This is a genomic window from Pseudomonas sp. yb_5 (assembly GCF_043103865.1).
In the GTDB taxonomy this organism is placed as follows: domain Bacteria; phylum Pseudomonadota; class Gammaproteobacteria; order Pseudomonadales; family Pseudomonadaceae; genus Aquipseudomonas; species Aquipseudomonas putida_Y.
Map to the genome: position 1 here is coordinate 1 of NZ_JBICKE010000049.1, position 15881 is coordinate 15881.

General features: G+C 57.4%; 12 protein-coding genes and 1 tRNA gene. All 13 read right to left on the reverse strand.

Annotated features, from left to right (window positions below; genetic code table 11):
- Positions 1 to 464: GTP-binding protein (locus ACF8GF_RS06120; RefSeq protein ID WP_392487825.1), on the reverse strand; the 464-nt coding region annotated here is incomplete at its 3' end.
- Between the two features lie 27 nt (positions 465 to 491).
- The gene (gene fusA, locus ACF8GF_RS06125; protein WP_209968313.1) at positions 492 to 2636 is read right to left on the reverse strand and encodes an elongation factor G; all 2145 of its coding nucleotides are present in this window, start codon (positions 2634 to 2636) and stop codon (positions 492 to 494) included.
- A gap of 30 nt (positions 2637 to 2666) precedes the next feature.
- Entirely contained in the window at positions 2667 to 3137 is a 471-nt protein-coding gene (gene rpsG / locus ACF8GF_RS06130; protein ID WP_003246741.1) for a 30S ribosomal protein S7, read from the reverse strand.
- Between the two features lie 106 nt (positions 3138 to 3243).
- On the reverse strand, positions 3244 to 3615 hold the full coding sequence (rpsL, locus tag ACF8GF_RS06135) for a 30S ribosomal protein S12 (protein ID WP_003255492.1): 372 nt from the start codon (positions 3613 to 3615) through the stop codon (positions 3244 to 3246).
- A gap of 211 nt (positions 3616 to 3826) precedes the next feature.
- Positions 3827 to 8026 carry a DNA-directed RNA polymerase subunit beta' gene (rpoC, locus tag ACF8GF_RS06140; RefSeq protein WP_014589475.1) on the reverse strand — a complete coding sequence of 1400 codons (4200 nt, stop codon included), beginning with the start codon at positions 8024 to 8026 and terminating at the stop codon, positions 3827 to 3829.
- 64 nt (positions 8027 to 8090) lie between these two features.
- Positions 8091 to 12164 carry a DNA-directed RNA polymerase subunit beta gene (rpoB, locus tag ACF8GF_RS06145; RefSeq protein ID WP_176684322.1) on the reverse strand — a complete coding sequence of 1358 codons (4074 nt, stop codon included), beginning with the start codon at positions 12162 to 12164 and terminating at the stop codon, positions 8091 to 8093.
- Between the two features lie 220 nt (positions 12165 to 12384).
- Positions 12385 to 12750 (reverse strand): 50S ribosomal protein L7/L12, encoded by a 366-nt coding sequence (rplL, locus tag ACF8GF_RS06150; RefSeq protein WP_003255496.1) that lies wholly within the window; start codon positions 12748 to 12750, stop codon positions 12385 to 12387.
- Between the two features lie 77 nt (positions 12751 to 12827).
- Entirely contained in the window at positions 12828 to 13328 is a 501-nt protein-coding gene (gene rplJ / locus ACF8GF_RS06155) for a 50S ribosomal protein L10 (protein WP_016715872.1), read from the reverse strand.
- Between the two features lie 197 nt (positions 13329 to 13525).
- Positions 13526 to 14221, reverse strand: a complete 696-nt coding sequence (gene rplA / locus ACF8GF_RS06160; RefSeq protein WP_003255499.1) for a 50S ribosomal protein L1 — start codon at positions 14219 to 14221, stop codon at positions 13526 to 13528.
- The gene (gene rplK, locus ACF8GF_RS06165; protein ID WP_003255500.1) at positions 14221 to 14652 is read right to left on the reverse strand and encodes a 50S ribosomal protein L11; all 432 of its coding nucleotides are present in this window, start codon (positions 14650 to 14652) and stop codon (positions 14221 to 14223) included. The genes rplA and rplK overlap by 1 nt, the downstream gene beginning before the upstream one ends.
- A 119-nt stretch (positions 14653 to 14771) precedes the next feature.
- Positions 14772 to 15305, reverse strand: a complete 534-nt coding sequence (nusG, locus tag ACF8GF_RS06170) for a transcription termination/antitermination protein NusG (protein WP_003255501.1) — start codon at positions 15303 to 15305, stop codon at positions 14772 to 14774.
- A 9-nt stretch (positions 15306 to 15314) separates the two neighbouring features.
- Positions 15315 to 15683: a preprotein translocase subunit SecE gene (gene secE, locus ACF8GF_RS06175; RefSeq protein WP_003255502.1), complete on the reverse strand. Its 369-nt coding sequence runs from the start codon at positions 15681 to 15683 to the stop codon at positions 15315 to 15317.
- A 44-nt stretch (positions 15684 to 15727) separates the two neighbouring features.
- Positions 15728 to 15803 (reverse strand) — tRNA-Trp (locus tag ACF8GF_RS06180).
- Between the last annotated feature and the right edge of the window lie 78 nt (positions 15804 to 15881).

The window sequence follows — 15881 nt, forward strand, 5'->3', positions numbered from 1 at the left end:
CGAACTTCCATCTCGACCAGTTCCAGCAGCTCAGCGTCGTCTACCAGGTCAGCCTTGTTCAGGAAGACCACGATGTACGGAACGCCTACCTGACGGGACAGCAGGATGTGCTCACGGGTTTGTGGCATCGGACCATCGGCGGCCGAGCAAACCAGGATCGCGCCGTCCATCTGGGCAGCACCGGTGATCATGTTCTTCACGTAGTCAGCGTGACCTGGGCAGTCAACGTGAGCGTAGTGACGAATGGTCGAGTTGTATTCAACGTGAGCGGTGTTGATGGTGATACCGCGCGCTTTTTCTTCCGGAGCCGAGTCGATCTTGTCGAACTCAACGACTGCCGAACCGAAAACTTCGGAGCAAACGCGAGTCAGAGCTGCGGTCAGAGTGGTCTTACCGTGGTCAACGTGGCCGATGGTGCCGACGTTAACGTGGGGAAGGGAACGATCAAATTTTTCTTTAGCCACGACAGTGAACCTCTTGCCTAAAGGGGATTAGCCTTGTTTTTTAACGAGTGCTTCGACGATGTTCGACGGAGCTTCGGCGTATTTGGAGAATTCCATGGAGTAGCTTGCGCGACCCTGAGACATGGAACGAACGTCGGTTGCGTAACCGAACATCTCTCCGAGCGGTACTTCAGCACGGACGACACGGCCAGAGACCGACTCATCCATACCCTGGACCAGACCACGACGACGGTTCAGGTCACCCATCACGTCACCCAGGTAGTCTTCCGGGGTTACAACTTCGACTTTCATGATCGGCTCGAGAACCACGCCACCGCCCTTCTGGGCCAGTTGCTTGGTCGCCATCGAAGCAGCGATCTTGAACGCCATTTCGTTGGAGTCGACGTCGTGGTACGAACCGTCGAATACCGCGGCCTTCAGGCCGATCAGAGGATAACCGGCAACAATGCCGTTTTTCATCTGCTCTTCGATACCCTTCTGGATCGCAGGGATGTATTCCTTAGGAATCACACCACCAACGACTTCGTTGGAGAACACCAGACCTTCGGTGATGTTGCCCTTTTCGTCCACGTCCGGCTCGGAGAAACGAACCCAGCAGTGACCGAACTGACCACGACCACCCGACTGACGAACGAACTTGCCTTCGATCTCGACGTTGGATTTGGTGATCTTCTCGCGGTACGAAACCTGCGGCTTGCCGATGTTGGCTTCGACGTTGAATTCGCGCTTCATGCGGTCAACGAGGATGTCCAGGTGCAGCTCACCCATACCGGAGATGATGGTCTGACCGGTTTCTTCATCGGTCTTGACGCGGAACGACGGATCTTCCTGAGCCAGCTTGCCCAGTGCGATACCCATCTTCTCCTGGTCAGCCTTGGTTTTCGGCTCGACGGACAGGGAGATTACAGGCTCCGGGAAGTCCATACGCTCAAGGATGATTGGCTTGTCGGCGTTGCACAGGGTTTCACCCGTGGTCACGTCCTTCATGCCGATCAGGGCCGCGATGTCGCCAGCGCGTACTTCCTTGATCTCTTCACGCTGGTTGGCGTGCATCTGCACCATACGACCAACGCGCTCTTTCTTGCCTTTGACCGAGTTGATCACGGAGTCGCCGGAGCTCAGAACGCCCGAGTAGACGCGGACGAAGGTCAGAGTACCTACGAACGGGTCGGTCGCGATCTTGAACGCCAGTGCCGAGAACGGCTCGTCATCATCAGCATGACGCTCGTCCTTGCGAACGGCCGGGTCGTCTTTTGCCAGATCCTTGTCGTCCGGGTTGATACCCTGGATAGCAGGAATCTCGGTCGGCGCAGGCAGGAAGTCGATGACGGCATCCAGAACCAGGGGAACACCCTTGTTCTTGAACGACGAACCGCAGACAGCCGGAACGATCTCGCTGGCCAGGGTGCGCGCACGCAGGCCTGCCTTGATCTCTTCGACGGACAGCTCACCTTCTTCAAGGTACTTGTTCATCAGCTCTTCGTTGGCTTCGGCGGCAGCTTCAACCATGTTGTTGCGCCATTCGTTAGCCAGCTCGACCATATCCGCAGGAATTTCTTCCTCACGGTAGGTAGTGCCCTTGTCGTCTTCGTTCCAGTAGATAGCCTTCATCTTGATCAGGTCAACCTGACCCTGGAAGTTATCTTCCGAACCGATGGCCAGCTGAACAGGAACCGGAGTGTGACCCAGACGGTTCTTGATCTGACCTACGACGCGCAGGAAGTTTGCACCAGCACGGTCCATCTTGTTCACGTAAACAACACGCGGAACACCGTACTTGTTGGCTTGACGCCATACGGTTTCGGACTGCGGCTCAACGCCGGAGGTGCCGCAGAACACAACGACCGCGCCATCGAGTACACGCAGCGAACGCTCTACTTCAATGGTGAAGTCAACGTGGCCAGGGGTATCGATGACGTTTACGCGGTAGTTGTCATACTGACCACGGGAACCTTTCCAGAAGGTGGTAACGGCAGCGGAGGTAATGGTGATACCACGCTCCTGCTCCTGCACCATCCAGTCGGTGGTCGCGGCGCCGTCATGCACCTCGCCCATTTTGTGGCTCAGACCTGTGTAGAACAGGATCCGCTCGGTAGTGGTGGTCTTGCCCGCGTCAACGTGGGCACAGATACCAATGTTGCGGTAGCGGTTAATTGCTGTAGTACGAGCCATAAAGCCCTCGCAAAAAGATTGATGCTTGAATTAGAAGCGGTAGTGCGAGAACGCTTTGTTGGCTTCAGCCATACGGTGAACGTCTTCACGCTTCTTGACTGCAGCACCCTTGCCTTCGGCAGCATCCAGCAGCTCGCCGGCCAGACGCAGAGCCATCGACTTCTCGCCGCGCTTACGGGCGTAGTCTACGAGCCAGCGCATTGCCAGAGCGTTACGACGGGATGGACGAACTTCAACCGGAACCTGGTAAGTGGCACCGCCGACACGACGGGACTTTACTTCGACCAGCGGAGCGATGGCGTCGAGAGCTTTCTCGAAGATTTCCAGGGGGTCGCTGTTCTTGCGTGCTTTGACGGTATCCAGGGCACCGTAAACGATGCGCTCGGCTACGGCCTTCTTGCCGCTTTCCATCACGTGGTTCATGAACTTCGCGAGGATCTGGGATCCGTACTTCGGATCGTCAAGGATCTCACGTTTTGCTGCTACACGACGTCTTGGCATGATAAGCCCTCAAACGGTCTTCAGGTTAGCCCGGGACCAGGTCATTCGACCCACGCCCGACCTTACTCTTATCGACTCAAAAAAATGGATGTCTGCAAACGGCCGATTACTTCGGACGCTTGGTACCGTACTTCGAACGACCCTGGTTACGGCCTTTAACGCCCGAAGTATCCAGAGAGCCGCGAACGGTGTGGTAACGAACACCTGGCAAGTCTTTTACACGACCGCCACGAATCAGGACGACGCTGTGCTCTTGCAGGTTGTGGCCTTCACCACCGATGTACGAGGAAACCTCGAAACCGTTGGTCAGACGCACACGGCATACTTTACGCAGTGCCGAGTTAGGTTTTTTCGGCGTGGTGGTGTACACACGGGTGCACACGCCACGACGTTGCGGGCAGTTCTGCAGCGCAGGAACGTCGGACTTCTCGACCGAACGCTTACGCGGCTGACGTACCAGCTGGTTGATAGTTGCCATCTACTAGCTCCACTGATTGTCTTGCGACTCTATTGTCTTGCAAGAAAGCCAAAAATTGGCGAGACGGAGCCTCACCAAATTTAAGGGTACAAAAGTCTAAAGAGGATCTTGCACCCAGTCAAGACGAGGCCCCGGCCCTCCCCGCCCGATCATCGGCAACATTTCATGTCGCCGATGATCGCCCGAGGCTAGCCGGGGCCTTGCCCTGTACTTAGTTACCGCTGGAATTCAGCGCTTCGGTCAGTGCGGCTTCCACTTCACTGGCGCTTACACGCAGCGGTTTGTCGGCATCACGGCGACGCTTGCGCTCGCTGTGGTAGGCCAGACCAGTACCAGCCGGGATCAGACGACCCACGACCACGTTCTCTTTCAGGCCGCGCAGGTAGTCGCGCTTGCCGGTTACCGCCGCTTCGGTCAATACGCGGGTTGTTTCCTGGAAGGAAGCCGCGGAGATGAACGACTCGGTCGACAGCGAGGCCTTGGTGATACCCAGCAGCACGCGGGTGAACTTGGAGATGAACTTGTCCTCGCTAGCGAGACGCTCGTTCTCTACCAGTACCTGGGTCAGTTCCATCTGGTCGCCCTTGATGAAGCTGGAATCACCCGACTCGGAGATCTCAACCTTGCGCAGCATCTGACGCAGAATGGTCTCGATGTGCTTGTCGTTGATCTTCACGCCTTGCAGACGGTAAACGTCCTGGATCTCGTTGACGATGTACTTCGCCAGCGCACTCACACCCAGCAGACGCAGGATGTCATGCGGATCGCTCGGGCCGTCCGAGATAACTTCGCCGCGGTTTACCTGTTCACCTTCGAAGACGTTCAGGTGGCGCCACTTCGGAATCAGCTCTTCGTACGGATCGCTACCGTCGGTCGGAGTGATCACCAGGCGACGCTTGCCCTTGGTCTCTTTACCGAATGCGATGGTGCCGCTGACTTCAGCCAGAATCGAGGCTTCTTTCGGACGACGCGCTTCGAACAGGTCGGCAACGCGCGGCAGACCACCGGTAATGTCACGGGTCTTCGACGTCTCTTGCGGGATACGCGCAATAACGTCACCAACACCGATCTGCGCACCGTCAGCCACACCGACAAGGGCGTTGGCCGGCAGGAAGTACTGGGCAGGTACGTCAGTACCTGGCAGGTACAGGTCCTTGCCAGCAGCATCGACCATCTTGATTGCCGGACGGATTTCCTTGCCTGCGGCAGGGCGATCCTTGACGTCCAGTACTTCAATGTTGGTCAAGCCGGTCAGTTCGTCGGTCTGACGCTTGATGGTGATGTTTTCTTCCATGCCCACGAAGGTCACGGTACCTTTCAGTTCGGTAACGATCGGGTGAGTGTGCGGGTCCCATTTGGCGACGATGGCGCCAGCTTCGACCTTTTCACCTTCCTTGACCGAAATCACCGCACCGTAAGGCAGCTTGTAGCGCTCACGCTCACGACCGAACTCGTCGGCAATCGCCAACTCACCCGAACGCGATACGGCAACCAGGTTACCGTCGGCACGCTCAACCTGCTTCAGGTTGTGCAGACGCACCATACCGCCATTCTTCACCTGGACGCTGTCTGCAGCCGAAGTACGGCTTGCAGCACCACCGATGTGGAACGTACGCATGGTCAGCTGGGTACCCGGCTCACCGATCGACTGGGCAGCGATAACGCCGACAGCTTCACCGATGTTCACCTGGTGACCGCGAGCCAGATCACGACCGTAGCACTTGGCGCAGATGCCGTAGCGGGTTTCGCAGTTGATCGGCGAACGCACGATCACTTCGTCGATGCTGTTCAGCTCGATGAACTCGACCCATTGCTCGTCGACCAAGGTACCGGCCGGAACGATAACGTCCTCGGTGCCTGGCTTGAACACGTCACGGGCGATGACACGACCCAGTACACGCTCACCCAGCGGCTCTACAACATCGCCGCCTTCGATGTGTGGCGTCATCACCAGGCCCTGATCGGTGCCGCAGTCGATCTCGGTCACAACCAGATCCTGGGCAACGTCCACCAGACGACGAGTCAGGTAACCGGAGTTAGCGGTTTTCAGTGCGGTATCCGCCAGACCCTTACGAGCACCGTGAGTCGAGATGAAGTACTGAAGTACGCTCAGACCTTCACGGAAGTTCGCAGTGATCGGCGTCTCGATGATGGAGCCGTCCGGCTTGGCCATCAGACCACGCATACCGGCCAGCTGACGGATCTGGGCTGCGGAACCCCGCGCACCCGAGTCAGCCATCATGTACATCGAGTTGAAGGACTCTTGCTCGACTTCCTTGCCTTCGCGGTCGATGACCTTCTCTTTCGAGAGGTTGGCCATCATCGCCTTGGACACTTCGTCGTTCGCCTTCGACCACAAGTCGATGACCTTGTTGTACTTCTCGCCCTGGGTTACCAGGCCGGAGGCGTACTGGCTCTCGATTTCCTTCACTTCGTCGGTAGCGTTACCGATGATGCGGGCTTTCTCGTCCGGGATAACGAAGTCGTTAACACCGATGGAAACGCCGGAAATGGTCGAGTAAGCGAAACCGGTGTACATCAACTGGTCGGCGAAGATAACGGTCTCTTTCAGACCAACCACGCGGTAGCACTGGTTGATCAGCTTGGAGATCGCCTTTTTCTTCATTGGCTGGTTGACCACGTCGTACGGCAGACCTGCCGGCACAACCTGGAACAGCAGCGCACGGCCGACGGTGGTGTCGACGATGCGGGTATTCTTGACCACCGAGCCATCACGCTCTTTCACGGTTTCGTTGATACGAACCTTGATTTTCGCGTGCAGTGCAGCTTCGCCGGCGCGGAATACGCGGTCGACTTCCTGCAGGTCGGCGAAGACGCGACCTTCGCCCTTGGCATTGATGGCTTCACGGGTCATGTAGTACAGACCCAGTACAACGTCCTGCGACGGAACGATGATTGGCTCACCGTTGGCTGGCGACAGGATGTTGTTGGTCGACATCATCAGCGCACGTGCTTCGAGCTGGGCTTCCAGGGTCAGCGGCACGTGAACGGCCATCTGGTCACCGTCGAAGTCGGCGTTGTACGCAGCACAGACCAGCGGGTGCAGCTGGATAGCCTTACCTTCGATCAGTACGGGCTCAAACGCCTGGATACCCAGACGGTGCAGGGTCGGTGCACGGTTGAGCAGTACGGGGTGTTCGCGAATCACTTCAGCGAGAACGTCCCACACCTCTGGCAGCTCGCGCTCAACCATCTTCTTGGCAGCCTTGATGGTGGTCGCCAGACCACGCATTTCCAGCTTGCCGAAAATGAACGGTTTGAACAGCTCGAGGGCCATCTTCTTCGGCAGACCGCACTGGTGCAGACGCAGGGTCGGACCTACGGTAATTACCGAACGGCCGGAGTAGTCAACACGCTTACCGAGCAAGTTCTGACGGAAGCGACCTTGCTTACCTTTGATCATGTCGGCCAGGGACTTCAGCGGACGCTTGTTCGAGCCAGTGATGGCGCGACCACGACGGCCGTTGTCCAGCAGGGCGTCGACCGCTTCCTGCAGCATGCGCTTTTCGTTGCGCACGATGATGTCCGGCGCCGACAGGTCCAGCAGGCGCTTCAGACGGTTGTTACGGTTGATCACCCGACGATACAGGTCGTTCAGGTCGGAGGTCGCGAAACGGCCACCATCCAGCGGTACCAGCGGACGCAGGTCCGGCGGCAGCACTGGCAGAACGGTCAGGACCATCCACTCAGGCAGGTTGCCCGAGCCCTGGAAGGCTTCCATCAGCTTCAGACGCTTGGAAAGCTTCTTGATCTTGGTTTCCGAGTTGGTCTGCGGAATTTCTTCGCGCAGGCGGCCGATCTCGTGCTCCAGGTCGATAGCGTGCAGCAGCTCGCGGACAGCCTCGGCACCCATGCGGGCGTCAAAGTCGTCACCGAACTCTTCCAGCGCTTCGAAGTACTGCTCGTCGTTCAGCAGCTGGCCCTTTTCCAGGGTGGTCATGCCCGGATCGATAACGACATAGCTCTCGAAGTAGAGCACGCGCTCGATATCACGCAGGGTCATGTCCATCAGCAGGCCGATACGGGACGGCAGCGACTTCAGGAACCAGATGTGGGCAACCGGCGAGGCCAGTTCGATGTGCGCCATGCGCTCACGACGAACCTTCGCCAAGGCAACTTCAACGCCGCACTTCTCGCAGATTACGCCGCGGTGCTTGAGGCGCTTGTACTTGCCGCACAGGCACTCGTAGTCCTTGACTGGGCCAAAGATCTTGGCGCAGAACAGGCCGTCACGCTCAGGCTTGAACGTACGGTAGTTGATGGTTTCCGGCTTCTTAACTTCACCGAACGACCACGAACGGATCATTTCAGGCGACGCCAGACCGATGCGGATGGCGTCGAACTCTTCGACTTGACCCTGGTTTTTCAGCAAATTCAGTAGGTCTTTCAAGGCCTTTCCTCCTGGCGGAGCAGGGAGCGGGCATTACCTGCCCCACCCCCCTTCGCGTCACGTGTTATTCGGTTTCCAGATCGATATCGATACCGAGCGAACGGATCTCTTTGATCAACACGTTGAAGGACTCGGGCATGCCCGGCTCCATACGGTGATCGCCATCCACGATGTTCTTGTACATCTTGGTACGGCCGTTCACGTCGTCCGACTTCACTGTGAGCATTTCTTGCAGGGTGTATGCCGCGCCGTATGCTTCCAGCGCCCACACTTCCATCTCCCCGAAACGCTGACCACCGAACTGCGCCTTACCACCCAGCGGCTGCTGGGTAACCAGGCTGTAGGAACCAGTGGAACGCGCGTGCATCTTGTCGTCCACCAAGTGGTTCAGCTTGAGCATGTACATGTAACCAACGGTCACAGGACGCTCGAACTTGTTGCCGGTACGGCCGTCGAACAGCACCATCTGGCCGCTCTCTGGCAGGTCGGCCAGCTTCAGCATGGCCTTGATCTCGCGCTCCTTGGCACCATCGAAGACTGGGGTAGCCATCGGCACGCCTTTCTTCAGGTTGTTAGCCAGGGCCAGGATCTCTTCGTCGGTGAATTCGTCGAGGTTTTCCTGACGACCGCCGATCTCGTTGTAGACCTCGGTCAGGAACACGCGCAGCTCAGCGGCTTTACGCTGCTCTTCGAGCATGCGGTCGATCTTCTCGCCCAGGCCCTTGGCCGCGAGGCCCAGGTGGGTTTCAAGGATCTGACCAACGTTCATACGCGAAGGTACACCCAGCGGGTTCAGTACGACGTCAACCGGCGTACCGTTGGCATCGTGCGGCATGTCTTCAACCGGCATGATGACCGAGACAACACCCTTGTTACCGTGACGACCGGCCATCTTGTCACCCGGCTGGATGCGGCGGCGGATTGCCAGGTAAACCTTGACGATCTTCAGTACGCCCGGTGCCAGGTCATCGCCCTGCTGCAGCTTGCGCTTCTTGTCTTCGAACTTGTCGTCCAGCAGACGGCGACGGTCGACGATGTACTGCTGAGCCTTTTCCAACTGCTCGTTCAGTGCATCTTCAGCCATGCGCAGTTTGAACCACTGGCCGTGCTCCAGACCGTCCAGCACTTCGTCAGTGATCACAGTGCCTTTTTTCAGGCCCGCACCACCGTCAACCACCTGGCCGTTCAGAGCCGAACGCAGACGCTCGAAGGTTGCACCTTCGACAATGCGGAACTCTTCGTTGAGGTCCTTGCGAATCTCGTCGAGCTGCATCTTCTCGATGGCCAGTGCGCGGCTATCGCGCTCCACGCCATCACGGGTGAAGACCTGTACGTCGATGACAGTACCCTTGGTGCCGGTTGGCACACGCAGGGAGGTGTCCTTAACGTCGCTGGCCTTCTCACCGAAGATTGCGCGCAGCAGTTTTTCTTCCGGAGTCAGCTGGGTTTCGCCTTTTGGCGTGACCTTGCCGACCAGGATGTCGCCAGCGCCAACTTCAGCACCTACGTAAACGATACCGGCTTCGTCCAGCTTGTTCAGTGCAGCTTCACCCACGTTCGGGATGTCCGCAGTGATTTCCTCTGGGCCAAGCTTGGTGTCACGCGCCACACAGGTCAGTTCCTGAATGTGGATGGTGGTGAAGCGATCTTCCTGAACAACACGTTCGGACAGGCAGATGGAGTCTTCGAAGTTGAAGCCGTTCCACGCCATGAACGCGATGCGCATGTTCTGACCCAGAGCCAGCTCACCCATGTCGGTGGACGGGCCGTCGGCCATAATGTCACCACGCTGAACCTTGTCACCTTTGCTCACCAGCGGACGCTGGTTGATGCAGGTGTTCTGGTTCGAACGGGTGTACTTGGTCAGGTTGTAGATATCCACACCCGCTTCGCCGGTTTCCACTTCGTCGTCGGCAACGCGAACAACGATACGGCTGGCGTCGACCGAGTCGATCACACCACCGCGGCGAGCAACCACGCAGACACCGGAGTCACGGGCAACGTTGCGCTCCATGCCGGTACCTACCAGCGGCTTGTCGGCACGCAGGGTCGGTACAGCCTGACGCTGCATGTTCGAACCCATCAATGCACGGTTGGCGTCGTCGTGCTCAAGGAACGGAATGAGCGACGCTGCAACGGAAACAACCTGCTTCGGCGAAACGTCCATCAGGGTGACGTCTTCCGGCGCCTTGACGGTGAATTCGTTCAGGTGACGAACTGCTACCAGCTCATCGATCAGTTGCTTCTTGTCGTTCATCGCGGCCGAAGCCTGTGCGATGACGTGATCCGCCTCTTCGATTGCCGACAGGAACACGATGTCGTCGCTGACAACGCCTTCCTTCACAACACGGTACGGGCTTTCCAGGAAGCCGTACTGGTTGGTGCGGGCGTAGGCCGCCAGGGAGTTGATCAGACCGATGTTCGGACCTTCAGGCGTCTCGATCGGGCACACACGGCCATAGTGGGTCGGGTGTACGTCACGGACTTCGAAGCCGGCACGCTCACGAGTCAGACCGCCAGGGCCGAGTGCGGAGACGCGGCGCTTGTGGGTAATCTCCGAGAGAGGGTTGTTCTGGTCCATGAACTGGGACAGCTGGCTGGAACCGAAGAACTCTTTCACCGCCGCCGCTACCGGCTTGGCGTTGATCAGGTCTTGCGGCATCAGGCCTTCGCTTTCCGCCATCGACAGGCGTTCCTTGACCGCGCGCTCGACACGCACAAGGCCAACACGGAACTGGTTCTCGGCCATCTCGCCGACGCAACGTACGCGACGGTTACCCAGGTGGTCGATGTCGTCGACGATGCCTTTGCCGTTACGGATATCGACCAGGGTCTTCAGAACCTCGACGATGTCTTCCTTGCTCAGCACGCCCGAACCCTCGATCTCGGTACGACCGATACGACGGTTGAACTTCATGCGGCCTACGGCGGACAGATCGTAACGCTCGGCGCTGAAGAACAGGTTGTTGAACAGGGTCTCGGCTGCATCCTTGGTTGGCGGCTCGCCTGGACGCATCATGCGGTAGATTTCGACCAGAGCTTCCAGTTGGTTGCTGGTGGTATCGATCTTCAGGGTGTCAGAGATGAACGGACCGCAATCGATGTCGTTGGTGTACAGGGTCTCGATACGGACAACCTGCGCCTTGGCGACCTTGATCAGCAGCTCGGTGGTCATCTCGGTATTGCATTCGGCGAGAATCTCGCCGGTAGCCGGATGCACGATTGCCTTGGCGGTAGTGCGGCCCAGGACGTACTCCATTGGAACGTCCAGTTGCTTGACGCCGGCCTTCTCGAGCTGGTTGATGTGGCGCGCGGTAATACGGCGGCCTTGCTCGACGATGACTTTGCCGGTTTCGTCATGGATGTCCATGACTGCAACTTCACCACGCAGACGCTGCGGCACCAGTTCCAGGCTGAGTTTTTCGCCGGAAATGTGGAACACGCTGGTGGTGTAGAAGGTGTTCAGCACTTCTTCAGTGCTGTAACCCAGGGCGCGCAGCAGCACCGAGGCCGGCAGTTTGCGGCGACGGTCGATACGCACGAACACGCAGTCCTTCGGATCGAACTCGAAGTCCAACCAGGAACCGCGGTAAGGGATGATGCGAGCGGAGTACAGCAGCTTGCCCGAGCTGTGGGTCTTGCCACGATCGTGGTCGAAGAACACACCAGGCGAACGGTGCAGCTGGGAAACGATCACACGCTCGGTACCGTTGATAACGAAGGTACCGTTCTCAGTCATCAGGGGGATTTCACCCATGTAGACTTCTTGCTCTTTGATGTCCTTGATCGCTTTGTTCGACGATTCCTTGTCGAAGATGATCAGGCGCACCTTGACCCGCAGTGGGACCGCGAAGGTCACGCCACGCAGGACACATTCCTTCACATCGAAGGCGGGTTCGCCCAGGCGATAGCCTACGTACTCCAGGGCAGCATTGCCGGAGTAGCTGATGATCGGGAATACCGATTTGAAGGCCGCGTGCAGGCCGACGTCGCGGAAGTGATCCTTGGATGCTCCCGCTTGCAGGAATTCGCGATACGAATCCAGCTGGATGGCCAGGAGGTAAGGCACATCCATGACGTCCGGCAACTTGCTAAAGTCCTTGCGGATACGTTTTTTCTCAGTGTATGAGTAAGCCATCAGCGTTCCCCAGCTTGGTCACCTGCTTGTTTGGCTTCTCCCGGCGGGAGCAGCCAGAAAATCGTGCAAACCCCTTGGTTTGCGCCACCCACATGGGTGTCTTGCAGCTCGTTATCGGGACCGGCCTGACCGGCCACCAATAACGGAAAAAGGCCGGTGGCATAAGCCACCAGCCATCAGCCTTTCGCTCAACGCTCAGGCTGGCATCGCAAGGTCGAGATTACTTCAGCTCGACTTTAGCGCCTGCTTCTTCCAGCTTCTTCTTAGCGTCTTCAGCGGCTTCTTTCGAAACGCCTTCAGCTACAACCTGAGGAGCGCCATCGACTTTCTCTTTGGCTTCTTTCAGGCCCAGACCGGTCAGCTCGCGAACAGCTTTAATCACGTTCACTTTCTTGTCGCCGGCTTCAACCAGAACAACGTTGAACTCGGTCTGCTCTTCAACAACGGCAGCAGCAGCAGCTGGGCCAGCAGCGGCAACAGCAGCGGTAACGCCGAAGGTTTCTTCCATTGCTTTGATCAGCTCAACAACTTCCAGAACGGTTTTCTGGCCGATTGCTTCGATGATTTGTTCGTTAGTCAGAGACATGACTTAAATCCTGTATTGGGGTGACAGCCTACGCAGCCATCAAATTAAACGTATGATTTTGAAAGAATTCGCGCGCCTTAGGCAGCGGTAGCTTCTTTCTGGTCGCGAATGGCTGCCAGAGTACGAGCCAGCTTGCTGGTAGCGCCTTGAATAACGCTCATCAGTTTTGCGATAGCTTCGTCGCGGGTCGGCAGGGTAGCCAACACGTCGATCTGGTTCGCTGCAATGAAATTGCCGTCAAACGCAGCTGCCTTGATCTCGAACTTGTCCTGACCCTTGGCGAACTCTTTGAACAGACGAGCAGCAGCGCCCGGGTGTTCGTTGGAGAAAGCAATCAGGGTCGGGCCTTTGAACGCGTCGTTGAGGATCGAGAATTCGGTGCCTTCAACAGCGCGCTTGAGCAGGGTATTACGCACTACACGCACGTATACACCAGCTTCGCGGGCCTCTTTACGGAGTCCGGTCATTGCGCTTACAGTCACACCACGGGCATCAGCCACGACAGCGGACAGAGCGACTTTGGCAGCCTCGTTGACTTCAGCGACGATGGCCTTCTTGTCTTCGAGTTTAATTGCCACGGGTTTACTCCTGGTTTTTACCGTTTCATCTGGCCGAAGCCGGATGTCGTTTTGGTGTCTGATTCGGTAACGAATCGGGAGCACCATCTGCGTGGGCTGATATTTTAAGGCTTGCGCCGCCTACGGTCTTGGATAGCCCCCGCCAGGCAGGGACCCCAATTTTTGCTGGCGGCGCGACTGGTCGCGCCGCCATGTTCTTACACGTTCAGCGAGCTCTGATCGATGACCAGACCTGGGCCCATGGTGGTGCTCAGGGTAACGCGCTTAACGTAGATACCTTTCGAAGAGGCCGGCTTGATACGCTTCAGGTCAGCGATCAGGGCTTCAACGTTTTCCTTCAGCTTGTCAGCTTCAAAGCCGATCTTGCCAACGGAGGTGTGGATAATACCGTTTTTGTCGGTACGGTAGCGAACCTGACCAGCCTTGGCGTTTTTCACGGCAGTGGCTACGTCCGGGGTCACGGTACCAACTTTCGGGTTAGGCATCAGGCCGCGAGGACCCAGAACCTGACCCAGTTGACCTACAACGCGCATGGCATCAGGGGATGCGATAACGACGTCATAGTTCAGGTCGCCGCCTTTCATTTCGGCAGCCAGATCGTCCATACCTACGCGATCAGCGCCGGCAGCCAGAGCAGCTTCAGCAGCTGGACCCTGGGTAAAGACAGCAACGCGAACGGTCTTGCCAGTGCCGTGTGGCAGCACGGTAGCGCTACGAACGACCTGGTCGGATTTACGCGGATCAACACCGAGGTTAACGGCGATGTCGTAGGACTCGACGAACTTGGCAGCGGGCAGCGAGGCCAGCAGAGTTGCCGCTTCTTCGAAGTTGTAGGCCTTGCCTGCTTCGATTTTCTCGGCGATTGCCTTTTGGCGTTTGGTCAGCTTAGCCATTACACACCCTCCACGTTCAGGCCCATGCTGCGGGCAGAGCCAGCGATGGTGCGTACAGCAGCGTCCAGGTCAGCGGCAGTCAGATCAGCCTGTTTAGCTTTGGCGATGTCTTCCAGCTGAGCACGGGTAACGGTACCGACTTTAACGGTGTTCGGGCGAGCCGAACCACTGGTCAGGCCAGCAGCTTTCTTCAGCAGAACCGAGGCAGGGGTGCTCTTGGTCTCGAAGGTGAAGCTACGGTCGCTGTAGACAGTGATGATCACTGGAGTCGGCAGGCCGGCTTCTTGACCCTGGGTACGGGCGTTGAAGGCCTTGCAGAATTCCATGATGTTCACACCATGTTGACCCAGAGCTGGACCAACGGGTGGGCTTGGGTTGGCCTGGCCGGCCTTAACTTGCAGCTTGATGTAAGCCTGAATCTTCTTAGCCATGAGCTACTCCAAAATCGGGTACGAACGCCTGATGGCTCCCCGGATGACTTGCGTTTTATCCCAGTGACGACAAAACCCCGCAGCACACAGGGCTGCGGGGTATGGGATGCTTCGTCCGCCTAGACCTTCTCGACCTGGCTGAACTCGAGCTCCACCGGAGTAGAGCGACCGAAAATGAGCACCGCAACCTGCAGGCGGCTCTTTTCGTAGTTAACCTCTTCGACACTACCATTGAAGTCAGCAAACGGACCATCAATGACTCGAACCACTTCTCCTGGCTCGAAGAGCGTCTTGGGCTTCGGCTTGTCACTGCCGTCGGCAACGCGACGCAGAATAGCCTCAGCCTCTTTATCGGTGATCGGTGCAGGCTTGTCAGCAGTACCACCAATAAAGCCCATCACGCGAGGGGTGTCCTTGACCAAGTGCCAAGTCCCTTCGTTCATCTCCATCTGGACCAGCACATAGCCAGGGAAGAACTTGCGCTCACTCTTGCGCTTCTGGCCGTTGCGCATTTCGACGACTTCTTCGGTCGGAACCAAGATCTCGCCGAAACCGTCTTCCATGCCAGCCAGCTTGACGCGCTCGATCAGGGAGCGCATTACATGCTTCTCGTAACCCGAGTAAGCATGCACAACATACCAACGCTTAGCCACGGGACACCTTTAGCCAACGATCAAGGAGACCGCCCAGCCGAGCAGGGAGTCGAGCCCCCACAGCAGCAGTGCCATAACCAGCACGACAGCCACGACAATCAGCGTGGTCTGGGTGGTTTCCTGGCGGGTCGGCCACACGACTTTACGAATCTCGGTACGAGCTTCCTTCGCCAACGCAAAGAACGACTTGCCCTTCGCAGTCTGCAGGGCTACAAAGCCCGCGACAGCAGCCAGAACGAGAAGTACAAGGACGCGATACAGGATTGGAGAGGCGGAGTAATATTGATTACCCACAACACCAACAACCACCAAAGCCACTACAGCCAGCCACTTGAACAGATCAAAACGCGATTCTTGGGCTTCAGTTTTGGGGGTCATCGAGGAGGATCCTGTAAGAAGAAAGCCATCACACCGAGGTGAAATGGCAGGTCAGGAGGGAATCGAACCCCCAACCTACGGTTTTGGAGACCGTCGCTCTGCCAATTGAGCTACTGACCTGTAACGCTGTATCAGGCCGGCCATTATACCGGCCTGATCAAGTAAATCAACTACTTATTCAATAATTTTTGCTACGAC

Coding starts and splice junctions, on each gene's coding strand:
- rpoB (WP_176684322.1), bottom strand. CDS start 12,164: ATGGCTTACTCATACACTGAGAAAAAACGTATCCGCAAGGACTTTAGC.
- secE (WP_003255502.1), bottom strand. CDS start 15,683: ATGACCCCCAAAACTGAAGCCCAAGAATCGCGTTTTGATCTGTTCAAG.
- rpsL (WP_003255492.1), bottom strand. CDS start 3,615: ATGGCAACTATCAACCAGCTGGTACGTCAGCCGCGTAAGCGTTCGGTC.
- rplL (WP_003255496.1), bottom strand. CDS start 12,750: ATGTCTCTGACTAACGAACAAATCATCGAAGCAATCGGCCAGAAAACC.
- rplA (WP_003255499.1), bottom strand. CDS start 14,221: ATGGCTAAGCTGACCAAACGCCAAAAGGCAATCGCCGAGAAAATCGAA.
- rplK (WP_003255500.1), bottom strand. CDS start 14,652: ATGGCTAAGAAGATTCAGGCTTACATCAAGCTGCAAGTTAAGGCCGGC.
- rpsG (WP_003246741.1), bottom strand. CDS start 3,137: ATGCCAAGACGTCGTGTAGCAGCAAAACGTGAGATCCTTGACGATCCG.
- fusA (WP_209968313.1), bottom strand. CDS start 2,636: ATGGCTCGTACTACAGCAATTAACCGCTACCGCAACATTGGTATCTGT.